Raw genomic sequence first — 20,076 nt, 5'->3', positions numbered from 1 at the left:
AACGCTCTTACGATCGCCGGGACCGATCAATCCCGCAACATACAGAGGACACATCCGCTGCCGGGTCTTATGACCCAGTCGGTCCAAGAACGGCATCAGCCAGCGTTCGAGTTCGTCTTCCCATCCCAGCATGGTCAGCCCTCCAAGAGCCGACCACCCATGAATCATTGAAAAATTGATTCGGGAATCCTATAAAACGCGCCAAAATCAACAATCTGCCAAAGTAGTGCTAGCGCGCAGGCTTGCGTTCGATCGGATCGATATCGATCGCCCGCAGGCGGCCGAGCCGCAGCACGTCCATGGCCAGACGGCGGCCGATGCGGTCGCGGTCGAGCACGCGGATCAGGTCATCGACGCCGTTGATCTCGACGCCGTCGAGCCTGATCACGACATCGCCGGGGAGCAGGCCGGCCTTCGCCGCAGGTCCATCAGGCTCGATCTGCATCAGAAGCGCGCCCATCTTGTTCTCGACCCCGGCCAGCACGGCATGCCGCCGCGGGATCGGCGCGGTCTGCCCGGCGACGCCGATATAGGCGCGGCGGACATAGCCGTGGCGGATGATCTCCGACAGCACGAATTGCGCGGTATTGCTGGCGACCGCAAAGCAGATTCCTTGCGCGCCATTGATGATGGCGGTGTTGATGCCGATCACCTCGGCATTCGACGACACCAGCGGGCCGCCGGAATTGCCGGGATTGAGTGCGGCATCGGTCTGGATCACGTCCTCGATGGTACGCCCGCTGACCGAGCGGATCGAGCGCCCGAGCGCCGAGACGACCCCGGCGGTCACGGTCGATTCGAAGCCGAGCGGATTGCCGATTGCGATCACGAGCTGGCCGCGCCGCAAGATCTTGGAGTTGCCGAGCGCGGCGTAAGGCAAGTCGCGCACGCCGTTGGCGCGCAGCAACGCAAGGTCGGTGTCGGGATCGACACCAAGCACCTGAGCATCGCCGACATGGCCCTCGACGTCGCGCAGCCGGATCTCCTTGGAGGAGCCGACCACATGGCTGTTGGTGAGGACAAGACCATCCGGCGAGATCACGATGCCGGAGCCCAGCCCGCCGCGCTCGCGGCCGTTCGGCACCTTCGGCCCGGTCTCGACCCGCACGACCGCAGGGCCGACGCGGTCGGTCACATCGATCACGGCATTGGAATAGGCGTCCAGCAGCGCCCGGTCATCGACCGGGGTAGCCGCCGTCCTTCGCGATGACGCTGCGTCATCGGCGATATCTGAGGTGAAATCCAGCATGGCAAGAGTCCTTGAAGGCTCACACAGATGGTGGCCTGTTCCCGCCAGCGCAAGTGGCCCGGCCGGGGCGCAGGGCTGGACCTGCCAAGATGGCTAGGGCGCGCGTCGCAGCGTGCCTCCCCTCGCCTTGACCGGGTCGAGCAGCGACCAGTCCCCATCCGGGAGCACGTGCCCCCTGGGAAACGGCGCGCGCAGCTCCAGCCCCAGCGAGCGCAGCACGCGGTCGTCGCGGTAATAGCATTGCAGGACCACGCGGACGAGCGTTGCAGCGGCGATGCCGCCGGAGATGCGGAACTTCTGGGCGACACCGGCGCGCGCGACGGGCTCGAGGTCGGCCAAGGGCATGCCGGCCAGCCGCGCCAGATGGTCCAGCGCCGCCACCACCAGTTTGGTGTCGCGGCCGAGCGTTGCGAGGATGTCGGCCTGGATCGCGGGATCGTCGGCGCCGGGCACCTTGTACTCGTCGCTGGCAGGAATGATCATCGCCGCGATGGTGCGGAGGTCATCGCGCTGCCGAGGCGTGAGGGTGAGTTGTTGATCAGACATGGCGTGCTCTCGTTGGTTCATTCCCGCCACGAAGACGGTGCGCTCCCTCCCCCGCTTGCGGGGCAGGGTCGGGCAGAGGGTGTCTCCGCAGAGGGACTCCCCCAGGGGAGAGAGCCCTCACCCGCCGCGCTCTTCGAGCGCGTCGACCTCTCCCGCAGGCGGCAGAGGTGCAGCGAGTTCGTGGCGGGTTCGGTGCATCCATCACGCGCATCAATCAAATAAACTAGCCAAGCGCTGCTTCATCTGGTCGGCGATGTAGAGCGCGAGCGCCTGGATGGTGGAGGTCGGGTTCACGCCGCCCGAAGTGACGAAAATGCTGCCGTCGACGATGAAGAGGTTCTTCACGTCGTGCGAGCGGCCCCATTCGTTGACGACGGAGCGCTCGGGGTCGGTACCCATGCGCGCGGTGCCGAGCAGGTGCCAGCCGCCCCACGGGATCGGCGAATTGACGCAGATGTCGCTCGCTCCTGCCGTATCGAGAAACTCGCGGCCACGCGCCAGCGCATGCTCCATCATCTTCCGGCTGTTCTCGCTGATGGTGTAGTCGACCTTCGGCGCGGGAATGCCGTGACTGTCCTTCAGCACCGGATCGAGCGTGACGCGATTGTGCTCCTCCGGCAGGTCCTCGCAGATCGCGGAGAAACCCAAACGATGACCGTTGAGCTTGCGGAAGACGCGGTGATGATCGGCGCCCCAGGGCAGAATGCCCTTCTGCTCGCTGACCACGGCCTCGAACACCGGCCCTGCGCCGCGCACGAACTGCACGCCATAGCCGCGCACGAAACCGCGCGACAGGTCCGTGTCGTACCACTGCTTGCTCCACAAACAGGTCGGCGGCGCACGGTTGGAATCGGTCGGCTCCTTCACATAGCCGTAGATCTGCGCATAGGGATGGAACATCAGATTCTTGCCGACGAGGCCGGACGAATTGGCAAGTCCGTTCGGGAATCGCCCCGAGGCCGAGTTCAGCAGCAGGCGCGGCGTGCCGACACCGTTGCAGGCGATGATGACGACATGCGCGGGCTGAAACTGCTCGATGCCGTCCTTGTCGTAATACACCACGCCCGAGGCCATGCCATTCTCGTCGGTGGTGATCTCACGCACCCGGCAATGGGTGCGCAGCTCGACGCCGGCGCGGATCGCGTGCGGCCAGTAGGTAATGTCGGTCGAGGCCTTGGCGCCCTGCGCGCAGGCCGGCGTGCAATGGCCGAGATTGATGCAGCGCGCCCGGCCCTCATAGTCCATCGTCGCGACCGTGGTATCCGACGGCCACCAGTGCCAGCCGAGCTTGTTCATGGCCTTGCCGATGATGGCGCCGGACAATCCGAGCGGCTGCTGCGGCATCGGCGGATGCGTCAGCGGCGACAGCGGATCGCCTGATAGGCCGGACGTGCCCATCATGCGGTCGTTCTCTTCGAAGAACGGGGTCAGCGTGTCGTAGTCGATCGGCCAGTCGTCGGCGACGCCGTCGAGCGTCTTCACCTTGAAATCGGAAGGGTGCAGCCGCGGCCAATGCGCGGTGTACATCACCGTCGAGCCGCCGACCGCGTTGTAGTTCACGACCTTGATCGGGGAGTTGTCGTCGTTGACGGGATAGTCCTCGGGCCGGCCGCGGACGTTCGGGCTCGACGACCATTCGCCGTAGAACTTGGCCTCCCAGTCGCGGCCCGTGCTGGGATATTCCGCCGGGTTCATCCAGCCGCCCTGCTCCAGGCAGAGAATGTGCATCTTGGTTTCGGCCAGCGACCACGCCACCGCTGCGCCGGAAGCGCCGGCGCCGATGATCAGGACGTCCACGGGGTCTTTCATCGCAGCCTTTTCCTCCCCCTCGCCGCTTCCCGGGCGATTCGGCCATTCGCGCTCAGCGAGGCCGGCAAACGATAGGGTCAGAGCGACGGCCGAGTAAAGCCGCGAGGCCGGAATGTCGCACTTCGCAGGGCGCAGACCATTGGTAACGCCAAATCCGGATGCTAGGAACAGGGCGCACGAGCCATCGATAGCGAGACCGTATGTCCTCCCGAAATTTCTTTGCCGCCGCCCGCGCTTTTGCGCTCGTTTCGTTGTTCGCCTTGTCCGGTTTTCTGGCCTCGTCCGGACCAGTCGCCGCGCTGACCGGCGCCGCGACTGTCCGTGACGGCAACTCGATCCAGCTCGGCGACGTCACCTACCGGCTCGACGGCGTCGACGCGCCCGAGCTGGATCAGGTCTGTATCGACGATCACGCCGATTCCTGGACCTGCGGCATCGAGGCCCGCGACCAGCTGGCGAAGCTGATCAACAAACGGACGGTGCGCTGCGACGATGTCGGCCCGGAGAAGAGTTTCGGCAAGCGGCACCGCGCCATCTGCACGGCCGAAGGCGACAAGGCCAGCTTGAACGAGCAGCTGATCAAGCTCGGCTTTGCCCTCGCGCGCGAGCCTATCAAGGCCAACGTCAAGCCGGCAGCCGCCGAGGCCAAGACGGCGGCGGTTGGTATCTGGAAGGGCTGCTTTGTTGCGCCGCAAGACTTCCGTAGCGGCAAGAAGGACGGCGCGCTCCTCGGCGCCGCCTGCCGGCGCGACCGCGACAAGGAGATTCGCGCCGTGCTGTTTCCGGAGGAGCTGACCATGCCGCCCAGCTGCAGCATCAAGGGCAAGCTAGCGGTGCGCGCCCGCGTCACCGGCAATATCGGCATCTATCATCTGCGCGGCTGCCCGAGCTATCCGGCGACCACCAAGCCCGACCGCTGGTTCTGCTCGGAGGACGACGCCCAGGCCGCCGGCTTCCGCAAGGCCTACAATTGCCGCCGGCCGAAATGAGCGAGTTGGTTCACGCATCCGTGAGTGGTAGTCCGAGACCGTATTGATCCGGAATTGAACTTCATCGGCAGTTGCTGCACTTATAAGTGTACGCAAGCGCCTTGCGCGAGCGTTTCCTCGGCAGCAATCCGGCTTGGGCCCGATTGCCTTGCTCGGGCGTTTCCTCCCTAGACTTGGGCCGCTTGTCACCGCAAGCGGCTCTTCTTTTTTGTGCGTCGCTCCAAACCGAACCTGTCATGCCCGGGCTTGTCCCGGCCATGCCGATGCAGAAACGTCAGCGTTCAAAAAAGATGTTCTGGTGACGCCCCGCTACGATTGTTCGGTGCCATCACTGCATCCGCATGATCTGATCCATCGGCGGCATGTTCGCATTCAGATGCGACATGATCCAGACCGTACCGCCCACCACCAGGAAGACGATCAGCAGTCCGAAGGCAAGCGCCAGCACGTTGTTGGTGTTGTCGGGGCCGGTGGTGATGTGCAGGAAGAACACGAGGTGCACGCCCATCTGCGCGATCGCGAGCACGATCAGCGCGACGGGAATCGAGGGTTGCCAGACCAGGTCCGTGCCGGCGATGAAGAACGACGTCGCCGTCAGCAGCAGCGCCAGACCCAGACCGACGACATAGCCCAGGATCCGCTCGCCGACACTGTGTTGCTCTTCCTCGCCCGGAGCGAGATCGTGGTGAGCGGTCAGATGCGTCTCGTCGCTCATGGCGCACTCCCGAGCAGGTAAACGACGGAAAACACCGCGACCCAGATGATGTCGAGCGCGTGCCAGAACAACGCAAAGCACATCATCCGCCGCAAGATGTCGGCGCGAAAGCCCTTTGCGAACACCTGGGCCATCATGGTGAGGAGCCACAAGATGCCGGCAGAAACATGCAGGCCGTGGCACCCGACCAGCGAGAAGAACGCGGTCAGGAACGCACTGCGCGACGGGCCGTAGCCACGGGCGACAAGGTCGGCGAATTCGCGGAACTCGATGGCCAGGAATATGAGGCCGAGCACGCAGGTCACGGCCATGCCGAGATAGAACCAGAACCGGTTGCGCACGTCGGCGGCAATGCTGGCCATGCCGCAAGTGAAGCTCGACAGCAACAGGCAGACCGTCTCGATCGCGACGTTCCGCTGCTCGAAGATCTCGGAGCCCCTCGGGCCGCCCGCGGTCTGGCCGGACAGCACGGCGTAGGCTGCGAAGAAGCAGGAGAACATCACGATGTCGGAGAGCAGGAATATCCAGAAACCATAGGCAGTCACGATCCGCTTCGGCGCGGGCCCGGGATGCTCGATGACGCGCCCGATGTGATGGGGATCGGCATGGACATGGTCGGCGGTCGCGGTCATCGCCATCAGACTGACCCCGCCATGCTGACGAGGCTGCGCCGCTCCTCGATATTGACGCGGTCGATGCGGGCGACCTCCTCGGCCGGGATCACGTATTCGTCATGGTCGCGCCAGGCGAACACGACGAAGGTCGCGAATGCGCCGATACCCCCCAGGATCACCATCCACCAGATGTGCCAGATCAGCGCGAAGCCCATGATGGTGGCGAAGAACGCGCAGACGAAGCCGGTCGGAGAATTGCGCGGCATCTCGATATCCTCATATTCGCGCTCTTCGTGCGCGAACGATTGCTGCCGGGCATGGGCCTTCATCTCCCAATAGGCGTCCTCGCCGCGCACATCGGGATTGAAGGCGAAATTGAACACCGGCGGCGGCGACCACGTCGCCCATTCCAGCGAGCGCCCGTCCCAGGGATCGCCGGTGCGATCTCGCAGCGCCTCGCGGTCGCGAATGCTGACCACGAGCTGCATGATCTGGCAGATCACGCCGATCGTCAGCACGGCCATGCCGAACGCGGCGATGATCATCCAGGGCCGCCAGGCCGCGACGTCATAGTGCTGCATGCGCCTCGTCATACCGAGCATGCCGACGATGTAGAGCGGCATGAAGGTGACGTAGAAGCCGAGAAAGGTGAACCAGAACGCGGCCTTGCCCCAGCGCTCGTCGAGGCGGAAACCGAACGCCTTCGGAAACCAATATTCGAAACCGGCGAAGGCGCCGAACAGCACGCCGCCGATGATGACGTTGTGGAAGTGGGCGACCAGGAACATGCTGTTGTGGAGCATGAAATCGGCCGGCGGCACCGCGACCAGGACGCCGGTCAAGCCGCCGATGATGAAGGTGACCATGAAGCCGACCGACCACAACATCGGCGTCGCAAAGCGGATGCGGCCGCCATACATCGTGAACAGCCAGTTGTAGATCTTCACGCCAGTCGGCACCGCGATGATCATGCTGGCGATGCCGAAGATGGCGTTGACGTCGGGCCCCGCCCCCATCGTGAAGAAATGATGCAGCCAGACCATGAAGGAGATGACGCAGATCGCCATTGTCGCCAGCACCATGGAGCGGTAGCCGAACAGCGCCTTGCCGGAGAAGGTCGAGACCACCTCGGAGAAGATGCCGAAGGCGGGCAGCACCAGGATGTAGACCTCGGGATGGCCCCAGGCCCAGATCAGGTTCATGAACATCATGACGTTGCCGCCGGCCTCGTTGGTGAAGAAGTGGAAGCCGAGATAGCGGTCGAGCAGCAGCATCGCGAGCGTGGCCGTGAGGATCGGAAAGGCCGCGACGATCAGAAGATTCGAGGCAAGCGTGGTCCAGCAGAACATCGGCATGCGCAGATAGTTCATGCCCCTGGTGCGCAGCTTCAGCACCGTCGTGACGAGATTGATGCCGGCCACCAGCGTGCCGACGCCGGAGATCTGCAGCGACCAGGCGTAATAGTCGACGCCGACGCCGGGCGAGTAGGACAATTCCGACAGCGGCGGAAAGGCTAGCCAGCCGGTGCGTGCGAACTCGCCGACCACGAGCGAGACGTTGACCAGCAGCGCGCCGGTCGCGGTCAGCCAGAAGCCGACCGAATTCAGCGTCGGAAACGCCACGTCGCGCACGCCGAGCTGGAGCGGCACGATCAGGTTCATCAGCCCGATAACGAACGGCATCGCCACGAAGAAGATCATGATGGTGCCGTGCGCGGAAAAGATCTGGTTGTAGTGCTCCGGCGGCAGATAGCCCTGCGACTGGTAGGCGACCGCCTGCTGGATCCGCATCATGACGGCGTCGCTGCCGCCGCGCAGCAGCATCACGGACGCCAGCAGGATGTACATGACGCCGATCCGCTTGTGATCGACGCTGGTGATCCATTCGCGCCAGAGATAGGGCAGATGTCCCTTCACCACGACCCACGCCAAGACGCAGAGGATCGCGACCAGCACCACCGCGCCGGCGACGAGCGGGATCGGCTGATCGAACGGAATGGCCGACCAATCGAGCTTACCGAGCATCATGGCCTCCGCTGTGCGACCGGCCTGCTTCGGATGCGAGCTCTGGCCCAGGTCCCGGCGGAATATGCAGGGTCGAGATCAGGTCGAACAGCTGGGGATCGTCCAGGCGGTAGACGGGCCGGCCCTTCTCGATGCCCTGCTGCATCAGCCTCTTGTAGCTGTCTGCGTTCAGCACCGCATCCGTCTTCGCGGTGGCCGCCACCCACTCCGGAAAGGCGAGCGGCGAGATCACGTTGACGTCGAACATCATGTCGGGAAAACCGTCGCCGGAAAAATGCGCCGACATTCCCTGAAGCTTGCCTTCATTGTCGGCGCGCAGGTTCAGCTTCGTCACCATGCCGTTCATGGTGTAGATCATGCTGCCGAGCTGCGGGATGAAGAACGTGTTCATCACGCTCGAGGATGTCAGCTGGAAGTTCAGCTCGGCGCCGGCGGGCACCGTCAACGTGTTGACGGTGGCGATGCGCTGGTCCGGATAGATGAAGAGCCACTTCCAGTCGAGCGACACGGCGTGGATCCGCACCGGGCTGCCGGTGCCAGGCACCGGCGCAGCCGGATCGAGCTGGTGCGAGCCGATCCAGGCGACGCCGCCGAGCAGGATCACGGTCAATGCAGGGATCGACCACACCACCATTTCGACGCGGCCGGAATAGACGAACTCAGGCTGGTAACGCGCCTTGGGATTCGAGGCGCGAAACCAGAACGCAAAAGCCAGGATCGCGAAAATGGTCGGCACCACGATCACGAGCATGATGAAGACGGAATCGACCAAAATGGTGCTGTTGGCCGCAGCCACGGGTCCTTGCGGATCGAGCAGATTCATCGGCAAGCCACTGGCGGTTGGGAAGCCCCGGGACTGAGCCTAACGCGGAAAAGTTCCGGCAGCAAACGCACTGGCCTCAGAACGGTTCCTGGACGACCGGGGTCAGCCACGCGCGATGCGCCGGCCGCAACATGCAATTCCATGTGATGTCAATGACATGAACGCAGACGCACGCCCTTCTCTCCGATCGGCGCGATTGCTAACCTGCACGAAAATAATCGAGAAGCTTGGGAGCGAGCCGGATGCGCTTGAAGGACAAGGTTGCGATCGTCGTCGGGGCCGGGCAAAGCTCCGGCGAGGGCATGGGCAATGGCCGCGCCACGGCGCTGACTTTCGCGCGCGAGGGTGCGAAGGTGTTGTGCGTCGACCACCATCTGGAGTCGGCGCAGGAGACGGTGGACATGATCACCGCGCAACACGGCACGGCCGCGGCCTTCAAGGCCGACGTGACCAAAGCTGTCGACATCAAGGCGATGGTGGCCGACGCGCAATCGCGCTGGGGCCGGATCGACGTGCTGCACAACAATGTCGGCGTCAGTCTCGCCGGTGGCGATGCCGAGCTGCTGCAGCTGACCGAGGAGGCGTTCGACCGCGTCGTCGCAATCAATCTGAAGAGCTGCATCCTTGCGGCGAAAGAGGTGATCCCGATCATGCGCGCGCAGAGAAGCGGCGCCATCATCAACATCTCGTCGATGGCGGCGATCACGACCTACCCTTACGTCGCCTACAAGGCGACCAAGTCGGCGATGATCGCCTTCACCGAACAGCTCGCCTACCAGAACGCCGAATACGGCATCCGCGCCAACGTCATCCTGCCTGGCCTGATGAACACGCCGATGGCTGTCGATACCCGCGCCCGCGAATGGCACAAGACCCGCGCCGAGGTCGAAGCCGAACGCGACAGCAAGGTGCCGCTACGCAGGAAGATGGGCACCGGATGGGACGTCGCCAACGCCGCGCTGTTCCTGGCAAGCGACGAGGCGAACTTCATTACGGGTGTGACACTGCCGGTGGATGGCGGCGCGAGCGTGAGACGGGGGTAGGTTTTTCTTCACACTCTCCCCGCTTGCGCGGAGAGGCGAAGAGAACTCGCTCATCGCGAATGCGTCACCCGCCAGATCGTGCCGTTGCCATCCTCCGAGATCAGCAGCGAACCGTCCTTGGCCGTGGCAACGCCGACCGGCCTGCCCCACACTTCGGTATCGCTCACGACGAACCCGGTGACGAAATCCTCGTACTCGCCCGTCGGCTTGCCATCCTTCATCTTGATGCGGATGACCTTGTAGCCGGTGCGCTTCGACCTGTTCCAGGAGCCGTGCTCGGCGGCGAAGGCGTCGCCCTGGTATTCCGATGGAAACAGAGTGCCCTGGTAGAAGGTCATGCCGAGCGAGGCCGAGTGCGGCTGGATCAGCACATCAGGCACCGTCACCTTGTCCTTGAGATCCGGACGTGCGCCGGCATGGCGGGGGTCCTCGTTGCCGCCGATATAGAACCACGGCCAGCCGTAGAAGCCACCCTCCTTCACGCTGGTCACGTAATCGGGCACGAGATCGTCGCCGAGGCCGTCGCGCTCGTTGGTCGAGCACCAGGGCAAGCCGGTCTGCGGCTGGATTGCTAGGCCGACGCAGTTACGCAGGCCGGTGGCGTAGATCTTGCGCTCCTTGCCGTCGGGATTGAAGGCCAACACCGCGGCACGCTCGAGCTCGCTGGCCCACGTTGCGCCGAGTGGCTGCGTCTTCGACCACGCCTCCAATCCGCCCGGCGGCGTGCCCATGCCCTCGGCGACGTTGCTGAGCGAGCCGACGGAGACAAGCATGCGCTTGTTGTCGGGCGTGAAGACGATATCGCGGGTGGAGTGGCCGCCATCATGCGGCAGGCTCGCCACAATCGTCTCCGCCTTGCCGCGCGGCTTGAGATCACCGGTCTGATACGGAAAGCGGACGACGCTATCGGTGTTGGCGACATAGACCCATTGCGGATGGTCGCCGTTCGGAAAGAAGGCAATCCCGAACGGTTGCCGCAGGCCGCTGGCAAACACCTCATTGGTCGCGACCTTGCCACCCTCTCCAGCGCGAAGCACGCGGATGGTGCCCGCCCGCGTCTCCGCGACGAAGACATCGCCGTTCGGCGCAACCCGCACGATGCGCGGCGCGCGCAGGCCTTCGGCGAACAGCTCGACCTTGAAGCCGGCCGGCACCTGGAGCGCCGCCTCGGGCGGACGCGGCACCACGCGTGACGAGCTCGCAACCGACCGCGTGGCGCCGGGCCTGACCAGATCCTGCGGCCTGATCAGCCTGACCGTGCCGGGCTTGTCGGCCCGCCAATCGCCATAGGCGTCCTTGCCCTGCAACACCGGCTCGGCCTGCGCGCCGAGCGCGACTGCAACCAGCAGCCCTGCGAGCACCGTCACGAACGATATCCTGTGGCTCACGTCGTCTATTCCCCGCCTTTCCCGCACGTCAACGCCGATCACCGGCAATGGCCTGCAGCAGGTCTGACGCCTGCCGAATCGCACGTCAGTTCATGCCCGCACGATGTGCATCAGCCACGGCCCATCATACTGGAAAATGCAGTTGATCGGTGCGACACATTGTAAGGGCGGCGACGGCCGGTTGCGGTCATCAAGGCTGCGGCACCGATGTCGCGACTGATGGGAAGATCATGTGGGGATCCGTCATATCGGAATGGGCGAGCCTGCTGCTGCGCTGGCTGCACGTGGTGGCTGCGATCGCCTGGATCGGCAGTTCCTTCTATTTCATCGCCCTCGATCTCAGCCTCAAGCCCAGAAGCGAGCTGCCTGACGGCGTGCAGGGCGAAGCCTGGCAGGTCCATGGCGGCGGCTTCTACCGGATCATGAAATATCTGGTGGCCCCTCACCAGATGCCGGACGAGCTGACCTGGTTCAAATGGGAAGCCTACACCACCTGGCTGTCCGGCTTCGCGCTGATGGTGGTGGTGTACTATCTCGAGGCCGATCTGTTCCTGGTCGACAAGTCGATTCTCGACCTCACGCCATTCCAGGCCGGCCTGTTCAGCTTCTGCAGCCTGGCGCTGGCGTGGCTGCTCTATGAGGCCGCCTGTCGCACCGGGCTTGCGCAACGCGAGCTGCCCTTCGCCATCGGCGGCTATCTGTTCCTGGTCGCGCTCACTTACGCCTTCACCCATGTGCTGAGCGGACGTGGCGCCTTCAACCAGATCGGCGCGATTATCGGCACCATCATGGTCGCCAATGTCTTCGCGCTGATCATCCCGAATCAGAAGAAGATCGTTGCCAGCCTCATCGCGGGCCAGGCGCCCGATCCAAAGCTCGGCATGGCCAGCAAGGAACGCTCGGTCCACAACAACTACCTGACGCTCCCCGTGGTCGTGCTGATGATCAGCAACCACTATCCCCTGCTCTACGCAACGCGCTTCAACTGGATCATCGTTGCGATCATCCTGGCGCTGGGGCCGGTGATCCGCCACTTCTTCAACGAGCGCCATGCCGGGCGCAAATCGCCGTGGTGGGTGTGGGGCGTGACGGCGGCCGGCGTGATCGCGATCCTCTTCCTCTCCGCCGCCGGTCCGCGCGAGGTGAAGACGGGCGCACTATCGACGCCGCCGACGCTCGCCAATGTCGAGGAGATCGTGATGTCCCGTTGCAGCATGTGCCACGCGGCCGAGCCGGTCTGGGCCGGCATCGTCACCGCCCCGAAAGGCATCCTGCTCGACGCACCCGAGCACATTCAGCGCAACATCCGCCTGATCGGGCGTGTGGCCGCCTGGTCGAGTGCCATGCCGCCCGGCAACATCACCGAGATGACCAGCGAAGAGCGCGCAGTCCTCGCCGCCTACATCGAGCAGGCCCGCTGACGTGCGTCGCGCGAGGGTGCCCTGCGCGGAAATGAAATTCCGCAACTGCCGCTGAATTGAAAATGACTCGGCCGCGTATCCGGCGTAGACATGACCGGCAGCCGCCGGCGCGGCCCAAAGTCAGTTTGCAATCGGGGAAGAACAGTGGCCCTCAAGAACATCATCGGTATCGACCACGCCGTGGTCATGGTGAAGGACCTCGACAAGGCTGCCGACAATTATCGGCAACTCGGCTTCACCGTGTCGCCGCGCGGCACCCACAGCGTCCATATGGGCACGGGCAACTACACCATCATGTTCGACCCCGACTATATGGAGCTGCTCGGCGTGCTAGCTGCGACCGAGCTCAACGCCCCGGCGCGCGCCTTCCTCGACAAGCGCGGCGAAGGTATCGAGCGTATCGCCTTCACCGCAATCGATTCCGCCGCCGGCGCTGCGGAGATCCGTGCACGGGGCCTGGAGGCGATCGGCCCGACCGATTTCGAACGGCCGGTGACGTTGCCAAACGGCACGGTCTCGGCGGCAAAATTCCGCACCTTCATGTGGCCGACCGCCGAAGCACCGGGCGGCGTGCGCATCTTCGCCTGCGAGCACAAGACCCGCGAGACGGTGTGGATTCCCGAATTGATGACCCACGCCAATGCGGCCAGGCGGATCAAGCAGACGCTGATAGCAACGCCGGAGCCGGCCAAGGATGCCGCTCACCTCGCACGTCTGATCGACCGCGAGCCAAAGACCGAGACGGACGGCGCGGTCACGGTGCCCTCCGGCGGCGAGCGCGCCGACTTCGTCTATCTGACGCTGGACCAGCTCGCCAAGCGCTATCCCGGCGTGCCGCTCGCAGGTCTCTCCGAGCGCGGCGGCGCCGCGCTGGTGCTGGTTAGCGCCGATCTCGCGGCGACCGAAAAAGCGCTCGGTTCGGCAGCCGTGCGGAGCGGAGCTGCAATCTGCGTGCCGCCGGCCAAGGCCAACGGCACACTGCTCGCCTTCGTTGCCGGCTGAGAGTTCGCCGATCGCCTATGTCACGCGCTTCGTGAAGCCGCCGAGGCCAGCAGCATTCCGGTGTCGTTCTTCGCGCACCTGCTCTGGCAGGAGAGCCGCTTTCGTTGCAACGAAGTCAGCCCGGCGGGCGCGCCGGGCGTCGCGCAATTCATGCCGGAAACGCCGTTCGCTTCGCCGCTCGAGAACGCTCCGCGAGCTGATGCGGAGATGGAGAAGCCGCTCGATGGAGCGGCTTCCGATGGGCTTAGTCGATCTCCTCGATCACGCGACGCTCGCTGGGCTCGATGACATAGGTCCGGGTGTCGCGATGGATGTAGCGATACTCCCGCAGGTCAGGCGCCTCCCGATAGACCGTGCTCGGGAATTCCTCGACCTCGACAGTGTCCGGGATGCGGTCACCGACATGGATCTCCGTGCGCGCAGTGCTGCCGGTGGTCCGCGCCTCGCCCCGTCCTTCGGTGCGAGTCTTCGCGTGCTTGCGGATCACTTCGCGATCGCGATCCGAAAACTTGCTGGCGCTACGCTCGCGCGTGGTCGTCGTCGTTGTTGCCGTGGACTGCCCCGAATACGGCAGCACCGTCACGATCTTGTAGGTCGCCGGATCGACCACGACGATCTGATCCTTCACCAGCGCAAAGCTGTAGCCGCGATATTGCGGCACGATCTCGACGACGTCGGGCGGCAATGTCGAGAGGTGCACGTCGCGCGGCACCACGGTGCCGACATTGAGCGCGAAATTGACGTTGGTCAGCGGTTGCACGTTCAGGCGCGAGATCGACGCGCTGATCTTGGTCTCCTGCTGCTTGTTGAGGTTGACGTCGGTCTGGGCGGCCGCCTGTGAATTGGTGCTCGAACGCTCGCCCTGCGCCTGATTGCTGGCTGGCGCATTCGGCGCCTGCTGGGCCTGGTTGGTTCCAGATGCAGCGGGAGCCTGCTGGGCCTGGTTCGTGTTCGCCGGCGGCGGGTTGGCGCTCTGCTGCGTCGCAGGTTGGTTGCCGGGTGCATTGGAGCTTGCCGTACCGCTCTGCGACGGAGCGGTCGGGCTTGGGTTGTTGGCGGCATTGGAGGAGCCGGGAGATGGTGTGTTGCTCTGCGCATTCTGGGCCGACGTTCCCGACGTCGATGGTTGCTGCGGTTGCGATGTGGTCTGCTGCCTATCGGCCGCGCCCGACGGCGAGGCGGTGGATGGCGCGGTGGAATTTGACTGTGATTGCGGCGACTGCTGAGACGTCGTGTTCGTGCCTGGCGATTGCGCAAAAGCGGCATTCGCCAGCACCAGCCCCAAGGCCGTGGTTGCCAGCAGGCGGATCATGATTCACTCCCTTTGATCAAAATGAACGTTGGCTACTAACCCACGTTAGGACGCTCTGTTCCAGTTAAGAGGCTGCCCCCAACCTGCACGGAACCTGCAATGCCATCGAAGAGTGCCGGGATCATCGCCTATCGGAAACGCGGGAAAGTCGAGGTGCTCCTCGTTCATCCCGGAGGGCCGTTCTGGCGTAACAAGGATCTCGGCGCATGGTCGATCCCGAAGGGCGAGTACGCGGACGGAGAAGACGCAGAGATTGCCGCGCGACGGGAGTTTGCCGAGGAACTTGGACTTCAGCTGTCCGTGCCGCTGATCGCGCTTGGCCAGGTCAGGCAGCGCGGCGGCAAGCTCGTCACCGCCTTCGCGGCCGAGCTGGACATCGACGTGCGCGGCATTCGCAGCAACACGTTCGAGATGGAATGGCCGCCGCGCAGCGGCAAGCGGCAGGCCTTTCCGGAAGTCGACCGCGCGCAATGGTTCACGCTGGAAGGGGCGCGGGAGAAGATCAACGCCGGACAACGTCCGCTGCTCGATCGGCTGGAGCAGCTGACCGGCGGCGAATAGGCGCGGCGTACTTGCCTGCGCTCGCCGATCGCGCCCTACTCCGCCTTGATGTTCGCCGCCGCCACCACCTCGGCAAGCTCCTTGGTCTCCTTCGCGATCTTCGCGGCATAGTCAGCCTGGCTGAGCACGCGGACGACCCCTTGCGAGCCGAGCTTCTCCTCGACCGCCGGATCCTTGGCAGCGGCGACGATCTCCCGGTGCAGCATCTCCGTGATCGGCGCGGGCGTCGCTTTCGGCATGAAGAAGCCGACCCAGAACGAGATGTCGAAGCCGGGATAACCGGCTTCCGCGACGGTGGGCACATCGGGTAGCGCCGGCAGCCGCTCGGCCGACGACACTGCCAGCGCGCGCAGCTTGCCGGCCTTGACCAGCGGCACGGCCGAGAGCGGATCGAACACCGCCAGGACCTCTTGCGCGAGAATGCCCATCTCGGCGGCCGAGCCGCCGCGATAGGGCACGTGGATCAGCTTGATGCCGGCCTTCTGGCTGAGCAGTTCCATGGCGAGATGGGCGAGATTGCCGTTGCCGCCGGAGCCGTAAGCAAGCGCACCGGGCGCGGCCTTTGCCGCAGCGACGAGATCGGCCACCGATTTGACGTTCGCCGTCTTGGGGTTCTCGGGATTGACGACGAGGACGAGCGGCGCCGACACGACAGTGGTGAGCGGCGCGAAATCCTTTTCCGGATCGTAGCGGATCTCCTTGAACAGCGTCTTGTTGAGCGTGATCGTCGACGAGTTGCAGGCGAGCATGGTGTAGCCGTCCGCATCCGCACGCGCGACGCCTTCGGCGGCGATCATACCGTTGGCGCCGGCGCGGTTCTCGACCACGAAGGGCTGGCCGAGCTTGTTGCCGAGGCGATCGCCGATGATGCGCGCAACGACGTCGACCGGTCCCCCCGCGCTGAAGCCGACCACCACCTTGACCGGCCGCACCGGATATTTCTGCGCGAGGGCATCTGTCGCCAGCACTGCTGCGCATAATCCGGCGATGACTGCCAGCAGGCGGGCCGTTCGTTGCATTCGTTCTCTCCCGGACTTCTTGGCGCCGCTTGTGCGTGTTTGTCGATGCGACGCGTTCATGATTAGCGGACGCGCCGGATTTCGCAATCGCGGTTGGCCGCCGGCATTCCGCCGCACGGCACGTGCACGCCGCTTCCAAACAAAAAATGCGAAAACAACCCCATGCACAGTAGCCGGCCCCTGTCGGAACAAGGACTTGCGCAGGGCGAGAAAATTTTCGGATTTACGAAATCCATTTTGACTCGTCGGGCAAAACAGTGGCATGATGGCATCATCGCAAAAATCGTGAGCATCCCGGCCTGCCCGACTACGGGCCGCCCGACGCGGTTGCGCGTAAACCCTTCATCGGCATCCCGAAATTTGCATTCGCGCGCGACAGCGGACGGTCGCTCGCGCCTGCCCATCAAAGGACACAGAGCATGACGACAGCACCGGCCCGCCACATCACCTCGCCGCTCGCGGCAAGCGATCGCAGCGGCCCGCTCGTGAGCCCGCGCATCAAACTCTACAAGCGGCGCATCGCGATCAGCCATCCCGACCCGCAGGCCGGCGAGCGGCTGCTGGCCGAGGCGCTCGGCGCCGCCGACCGCGACGCGCTGCAGGGCATGCTGAGGCAATTGGTCAAGGCCAGCGCGGTCGGGCAGAGGCCCGATGAGGCCAACCTCGCCTTCATGATCTCGACGATCAGGAGCATCGCGCCGAAAGATTCCATCGAGGCCATGCTGGTCTCCCAGATGGTCTCGGTTCACGTGGCGGCGATGCGTTGCGCATGTCGCCTCGCCTGTACGGATGATCTTGCACAGCAGGAGGGTGTCACCCGCGCATTGACCCGGCTCTCCCGCACCTTCGCCGCCCAGGTCGAAGCACTGAATCGCCACCGCAACAGCGACGAGCGCCCGATCACGGTACAGAACCTGTCGGTGCAGGACGGCGGACGGGCGATCGTGGGCAACGTCACGCAGCATGCGAATGTGATCGTTGCGGAGACCGGCACGATGGATACGGCTGCGGATACGGGAACGAGCGCAGGCTGCGATGCCCACCGCGGAAACGATGGACCCGGAGTGTGAATGGCACCAGCGCATGACCAGCGATCACATCCGTCATACGGATGCAATGCAGTCGAGCCCGCGCTGCGGCGCGCGGACACGCCACGGCACCGCCTGCCGCGCGCCGGCGATGCAAGGCAAGGCACGCTGCCGCATGCACGGCGGCGCGCGGAGATCGGGCGCGCCGAAGGGAAACCGGAATGCGCTCAGACACGGAATGTTCACAGAGGATGGTAGTGCCGAGCGACACCAGGTGCAGGCTTTGCTGGAGGACGCATGGAAGGTTCTGGATGAGCTGAAGTAGGTGGTGGCGCGACCTGCGCGCCAGGATGATCCATGGGCAGGCGCCTCGGCGCGGCGCCCGCGAATTGCCAAACAGCTCCGCGCCCGGTCACCGATCGAGGCTGCAAGATCGCGGCTCCAATCGACCATGCGCGCACCCGGTTCCGTGAAGTCTCAATGACCTGCAAGCTCTGGCACTGCTGGATTGAAATGCTCGCATAAGAGGGGAACTTACCGCCCTTGCGCCGCTTTGCTTCGGCAGCGGAAAGAGCTCCCACATGAACGCAGAGACGGAACTAAAATTCCGGATTGCGCCGCGACAATTGTCATCGGTCTTGCGCAACAACGGTTTGAACGGGCACCGCCGCGACCAGGCCGGGCAGACGCTCGTGTCGACCTACTTCGATACGAACAAGCACAAGCTCAGGCGCCATGGCTTGACGCTGCGGGTCCGGAAGGTCGAAGGGCGCTACGTGCAAACCGTGAAGGCGGGCGGCACGGGCGGAGTGACGCGCGGCGAATGGGAGCGCGAGATCTCCGGTGCAAGCCCTGACCTGAAGAAGACCAGGAAGACGCCTCTGCGACAGCTCGCGACCGGCAAACTCCCTCGCAAGCTGAAGCCGGTGTTCCAGACCAACATTCATCGCAAGGCGCGAGCGAAACGGGTCCGGAACAGCGAGATCGAGCTTGCCGTCGATCAAGGCCGGATCAGCGCCGGGCGGAGGTCGCGACCTGTGTCCGAGCTGGAGCTGGAATTGAAGTCCGGACGCGCTGCAGATCTGTTCCGACTGGCGCGCAAGCTCGAACGCAGCACGGGGGCCGAGCTCGATCTTCGCTCGAAATGCGAGCGAGGCTTCCAGCTGGTCGCAGGCAACGGCGGCGGTGCGCAACACGCCGAGCCGATCGAGCTGAAGCCGGAACTCCCGCCGCGGGATGCGTTCCGCGTCATCGCACATTCGACGCTGCGTCAGATCACGGCCAACGCCGATCCGGTGCGTGACATGGACGCCGAAGGTGTTCATCAGATGCGGGTCGGCCTGCGCCGCTTGCGGGCGGCGATCTCGCTGTTCTCCGACATCCTGCCTCGGGCGAGCACTGCGCGGATCAAGGCCGAGCTGAAATGGCTCACGGGCGAACTGGCGCCGGCGCGCGAGATCGACGTGTTTCTGACGGAGAGCATCGAGCCGATCACCGAGAAGGACGTTCCGCGACGCGGCGCTCGCGCGCTCCGCGTGAAGTTCTCCGGCGAGCGGCAGGCGGCATTCAGGCGTGCCCGCGATGCGGTTGCGTCGGCACGTTATCGCCGCCTGCTCATCGACGTGATCGAATGGATCGAGGCTGGACGGTCTCGCGTCAAGGATGACCGCTCGATCGCCGCTTATGCCGCGCAGGTGCTCGATCGGCGTATCCGGAAGGCGCGCAAGGAGGGCAAGCACCTGAACGATCTCGATCCGATGCAGCGCCACAAGCTACGGATCAAGATCAAGAAGATTCGCTATGCCGTCGATTTCTTCGAAAGCCTTTACAGCGATACCGACCAGAAGGAGCTCGCAGACCTGTCCGACCGGCTGAAGCAAATTCAATCCGCCCTGGGATCGCTCAACGACTTCATGGCCCACCGCGAACTGGCAACCGAGGCTGCGCTGACCGCGCCACCTGCGCACCGCCGTGCTCAGGCTTTCGCGTCAGGCGTCATCGTCGGCCATGAACGCGAGACGGCCGATGGCCTGATGAAGGACGCTGCAACGGAATTGCATCGGCTGCGCAAACTGCGCGTCGTGCCGAATGACCGAGCGTAGGAGAACCGGCATGGCAAGCGACATCGCCTGGGTCGGCAATTGGCGAAATCAATTCGGCTCGATCTTGCGCATCACGGACGACGCGAACGGCCGCATCGAGGGGAATTTCGAGACCGCACTCGATGACAGCGGCTTTTTCGGGCAGGCGGTGCCCGTCACCGGGTTTCACAGAGGCAATTGCATTGCCTTCGTCGCGGTGGGCTCGTCCGTGACGGGGGACCGCGCCGTCTCCTACACCGGACTGCTGCGTCACGGAAAAATAGAGACTGCCTGGTTCGTGATTGCAGACCAGGCCTTGAGCGCGTCCAGGGAAGGCGAGCCGGCAAGGCTGAAGCCAGTGAACTGGTGGCGCGCCGTGACAACGAATGTCGATACGTTCGAGCGGAGCTAGCACTCAGCTCCCCGAGCCGAGGATCACTGCCGACAAGCCA

Annotated in this window: 19 protein-coding genes and 2 pseudogenes; 10 read left to right on the top strand and 11 right to left on the bottom strand. The window is 64.4% G+C overall.

Going from position 1 to position 20,076, the window contains the following annotated elements; all coding sequences use genetic code 11:
* From EAV90_RS23470 to EAV90_RS23455, 4 genes and pseudogenes are all read right to left on the bottom strand, one after another.
* Positions 1-168, bottom strand: a pseudogene (locus EAV90_RS23470) (IS701 family transposase); the annotation flags it as partial.
* 61 nt (positions 169-229) lie between these two features.
* Positions 230-1,249: a S1C family serine protease gene (locus EAV90_RS23465; RefSeq protein WP_122404420.1), complete on the bottom strand. Its 1,020-nt coding sequence runs from the start codon at positions 1,247-1,249 to the stop codon at positions 230-232.
* Between the two features lie 93 nt (positions 1,250-1,342).
* Entirely contained in the window at positions 1,343-1,795 is a 453-nt protein-coding gene (locus EAV90_RS23460; protein WP_122404421.1) for a hypothetical protein, read from the bottom strand.
* A gap of 210 nt (positions 1,796-2,005) precedes the next feature.
* Entirely contained in the window at positions 2,006-3,604 is a 1,599-nt protein-coding gene (locus EAV90_RS23455) for a GMC family oxidoreductase (RefSeq protein ID WP_129144805.1), read from the bottom strand.
* A 200-nt stretch (positions 3,605-3,804) separates the two neighbouring features.
* Between EAV90_RS23455 and EAV90_RS23450 the strand changes: the two genes are divergently transcribed.
* A complete protein-coding gene (locus tag EAV90_RS23450) occupies positions 3,805-4,593 on the top strand; it encodes a thermonuclease family protein (RefSeq protein ID WP_122404423.1) in 789 nt (262 codons plus the stop codon).
* Positions 4,594-4,921: 328 nt separating this feature from the next.
* On the opposite strand, the gene cyoD is transcribed toward EAV90_RS23450, so the two are convergent.
* Genes cyoD through EAV90_RS23430 form a run of 4 tightly spaced genes read right to left on the bottom strand, consistent with a single transcriptional unit; the run spans position 4,922 to position 8,769 of the window.
* Positions 4,922-5,308: a cytochrome o ubiquinol oxidase subunit IV gene (cyoD, locus tag EAV90_RS23445; protein ID WP_122404424.1), complete on the bottom strand. Its 387-nt coding sequence runs from the start codon at positions 5,306-5,308 to the stop codon at positions 4,922-4,924.
* Positions 5,305-5,946, bottom strand: coding sequence for a cytochrome (ubi)quinol oxidase subunit III (locus tag EAV90_RS23440; RefSeq protein ID WP_122404425.1), 642 nt, complete (start codon positions 5,944-5,946; stop codon positions 5,305-5,307). The genes cyoD and EAV90_RS23440 overlap by 4 nt, the downstream gene beginning before the upstream one ends.
* On the bottom strand, positions 5,946-7,946 hold the full coding sequence (gene cyoB, locus EAV90_RS23435; protein ID WP_129144809.1) for a cytochrome o ubiquinol oxidase subunit I: 2,001 nt from the start codon (positions 7,944-7,946) through the stop codon (positions 5,946-5,948). Before cyoB ends, EAV90_RS23440 begins: the two co-directional genes overlap by 1 nt.
* Positions 7,936-8,769, bottom strand: coding sequence for a cytochrome ubiquinol oxidase subunit II family protein (locus tag EAV90_RS23430; RefSeq protein ID WP_122404426.1), 834 nt, complete (start codon positions 8,767-8,769; stop codon positions 7,936-7,938). Before EAV90_RS23430 ends, cyoB begins: the two co-directional genes overlap by 11 nt.
* 242 nt (positions 8,770-9,011) lie before the next feature.
* Between EAV90_RS23430 and EAV90_RS23425 the strand changes: the two genes are divergently transcribed.
* Positions 9,012-9,812 (top strand): SDR family NAD(P)-dependent oxidoreductase, encoded by an 801-nt coding sequence (locus EAV90_RS23425; protein WP_122404427.1) that lies wholly within the window; start codon positions 9,012-9,014, stop codon positions 9,810-9,812.
* 50 nt (positions 9,813-9,862) lie between these two features.
* On the opposite strand, the gene EAV90_RS23420 is transcribed toward EAV90_RS23425, so the two are convergent.
* Positions 9,863-11,200 (bottom strand): PQQ-dependent sugar dehydrogenase, encoded by a 1,338-nt coding sequence (locus tag EAV90_RS23420; RefSeq protein WP_122404428.1) that lies wholly within the window; start codon positions 11,198-11,200, stop codon positions 9,863-9,865.
* A gap of 230 nt (positions 11,201-11,430) precedes the next feature.
* Between EAV90_RS23420 and EAV90_RS23415 the strand changes: the two genes are divergently transcribed.
* The 3 genes and pseudogenes from EAV90_RS23415 to EAV90_RS41770 form a co-directional block, all read left to right on the top strand.
* Positions 11,431-12,621 (top strand): urate hydroxylase PuuD, encoded by a 1,191-nt coding sequence (locus EAV90_RS23415; protein ID WP_122404429.1) that lies wholly within the window; start codon positions 11,431-11,433, stop codon positions 12,619-12,621.
* Between the two features lie 144 nt (positions 12,622-12,765).
* A complete protein-coding gene (locus tag EAV90_RS23410; RefSeq protein WP_122404430.1) occupies positions 12,766-13,623 on the top strand; it encodes a VOC family protein in 858 nt (285 codons plus the stop codon).
* A 9-nt stretch (positions 13,624-13,632) separates the two neighbouring features.
* A pseudogene (locus tag EAV90_RS41770) lies at positions 13,633-13,785 on the top strand (transglycosylase SLT domain-containing protein); the annotation flags it as partial.
* Between the two features lie 82 nt (positions 13,786-13,867).
* Here the strand turns inward: EAV90_RS41770 and EAV90_RS23400 are convergent.
* On the bottom strand, positions 13,868-14,935 hold the full coding sequence (locus EAV90_RS23400) for a DUF1236 domain-containing protein (RefSeq protein WP_122404431.1): 1,068 nt from the start codon (positions 14,933-14,935) through the stop codon (positions 13,868-13,870).
* A gap of 99 nt (positions 14,936-15,034) precedes the next feature.
* Between EAV90_RS23400 and EAV90_RS23395 the strand changes: the two genes are divergently transcribed.
* Positions 15,035-15,496 carry an NUDIX hydrolase gene (locus tag EAV90_RS23395; protein WP_122404432.1) on the top strand — a complete coding sequence of 154 codons (462 nt, stop codon included), beginning with the start codon at positions 15,035-15,037 and terminating at the stop codon, positions 15,494-15,496.
* Between the two features lie 35 nt (positions 15,497-15,531).
* On the opposite strand, the gene EAV90_RS23390 is transcribed toward EAV90_RS23395, so the two are convergent.
* Positions 15,532-16,515, bottom strand: coding sequence for a Bug family tripartite tricarboxylate transporter substrate binding protein (locus EAV90_RS23390; protein ID WP_122404433.1), 984 nt, complete (start codon positions 16,513-16,515; stop codon positions 15,532-15,534).
* 419 nt (positions 16,516-16,934) lie between these two features.
* Here EAV90_RS23390 and EAV90_RS23385 point away from each other — a divergent pair, with 419 nt between their 5' ends.
* From EAV90_RS23385 to EAV90_RS23370, 4 genes are all read left to right on the top strand, one after another.
* On the top strand, positions 16,935-17,585 hold the full coding sequence (locus tag EAV90_RS23385; RefSeq protein WP_245509590.1) for a hypothetical protein: 651 nt from the start codon (positions 16,935-16,937) through the stop codon (positions 17,583-17,585).
* Between the two features lie 13 nt (positions 17,586-17,598).
* Positions 17,599-17,868, top strand: a complete 270-nt coding sequence (locus EAV90_RS23380; protein ID WP_122404434.1) for an HGGxSTG domain-containing protein — start codon at positions 17,599-17,601, stop codon at positions 17,866-17,868.
* Between the two features lie 256 nt (positions 17,869-18,124).
* Positions 18,125-19,645: a CYTH and CHAD domain-containing protein gene (locus EAV90_RS23375; RefSeq protein WP_122404435.1), complete on the top strand. Its 1,521-nt coding sequence runs from the start codon at positions 18,125-18,127 to the stop codon at positions 19,643-19,645.
* 10 nt (positions 19,646-19,655) lie between these two features.
* A complete protein-coding gene (locus EAV90_RS23370) occupies positions 19,656-20,036 on the top strand; it encodes an avidin/streptavidin family protein (RefSeq protein WP_245162671.1) in 381 nt (126 codons plus the stop codon).
* Positions 20,037-20,076: the final 40 nt, after the last annotated feature.

The organism is Bradyrhizobium vignae (assembly GCF_004114425.1).
GTDB lineage: Bacteria > Pseudomonadota > Alphaproteobacteria > Rhizobiales > Xanthobacteraceae > Bradyrhizobium > Bradyrhizobium vignae.
The sequence above is the reverse complement of the archived record's forward strand: the minus strand, read 5'-3'. Positions and strand labels throughout refer to the sequence as shown.

Excerpts from the sequence above, each read along its gene's own strand:
- EAV90_RS23465 (WP_122404420.1), bottom strand. The coding sequence starts at position 1,249 with ATGCTGGATTTCACCTCAGATATCGCCGATGACGCAGCGTCATCGCGA.
- EAV90_RS23460 (WP_122404421.1), bottom strand. The coding sequence starts at position 1,795 with ATGTCTGATCAACAACTCACCCTCACGCCTCGGCAGCGCGATGACCTC.
- EAV90_RS23455 (WP_129144805.1), bottom strand. The coding sequence starts at position 3,604 with ATGAAAGACCCCGTGGACGTCCTGATCATCGGCGCCGGCGCTTCCGGC.
- EAV90_RS23450 (WP_122404423.1), top strand. The coding sequence starts at position 3,805 with ATGTCCTCCCGAAATTTCTTTGCCGCCGCCCGCGCTTTTGCGCTCGTT.
- cyoD (WP_122404424.1), bottom strand. The coding sequence starts at position 5,308 with ATGAGCGACGAGACGCATCTGACCGCTCACCACGATCTCGCTCCGGGC.
- EAV90_RS23440 (WP_122404425.1), bottom strand. The coding sequence starts at position 5,946 with ATGGCGATGACCGCGACCGCCGACCATGTCCATGCCGATCCCCATCAC.
- cyoB (WP_129144809.1), bottom strand. The coding sequence starts at position 7,946 with ATGCTCGGTAAGCTCGATTGGTCGGCCATTCCGTTCGATCAGCCGATC.
- EAV90_RS23430 (WP_122404426.1), bottom strand. The coding sequence starts at position 8,769 with ATGAATCTGCTCGATCCGCAAGGACCCGTGGCTGCGGCCAACAGCACC.
- EAV90_RS23425 (WP_122404427.1), top strand. The coding sequence starts at position 9,012 with ATGCGCTTGAAGGACAAGGTTGCGATCGTCGTCGGGGCCGGGCAAAGC.
- EAV90_RS23415 (WP_122404429.1), top strand. The coding sequence starts at position 11,431 with ATGTGGGGATCCGTCATATCGGAATGGGCGAGCCTGCTGCTGCGCTGG.
- EAV90_RS23400 (WP_122404431.1), bottom strand. The coding sequence starts at position 14,935 with ATGATCCGCCTGCTGGCAACCACGGCCTTGGGGCTGGTGCTGGCGAAT.
- EAV90_RS23395 (WP_122404432.1), top strand. The coding sequence starts at position 15,035 with ATGCCATCGAAGAGTGCCGGGATCATCGCCTATCGGAAACGCGGGAAA.
- EAV90_RS23390 (WP_122404433.1), bottom strand. The coding sequence starts at position 16,515 with ATGCAACGAACGGCCCGCCTGCTGGCAGTCATCGCCGGATTATGCGCA.
- EAV90_RS23385 (WP_245509590.1), top strand. The coding sequence starts at position 16,935 with ATGACGACAGCACCGGCCCGCCACATCACCTCGCCGCTCGCGGCAAGC.
- EAV90_RS23380 (WP_122404434.1), top strand. The coding sequence starts at position 17,599 with ATGACCAGCGATCACATCCGTCATACGGATGCAATGCAGTCGAGCCCG.
- EAV90_RS23375 (WP_122404435.1), top strand. The coding sequence starts at position 18,125 with ATGAACGCAGAGACGGAACTAAAATTCCGGATTGCGCCGCGACAATTG.
- EAV90_RS23370 (WP_245162671.1), top strand. The coding sequence starts at position 19,656 with ATGGCAAGCGACATCGCCTGGGTCGGCAATTGGCGAAATCAATTCGGC.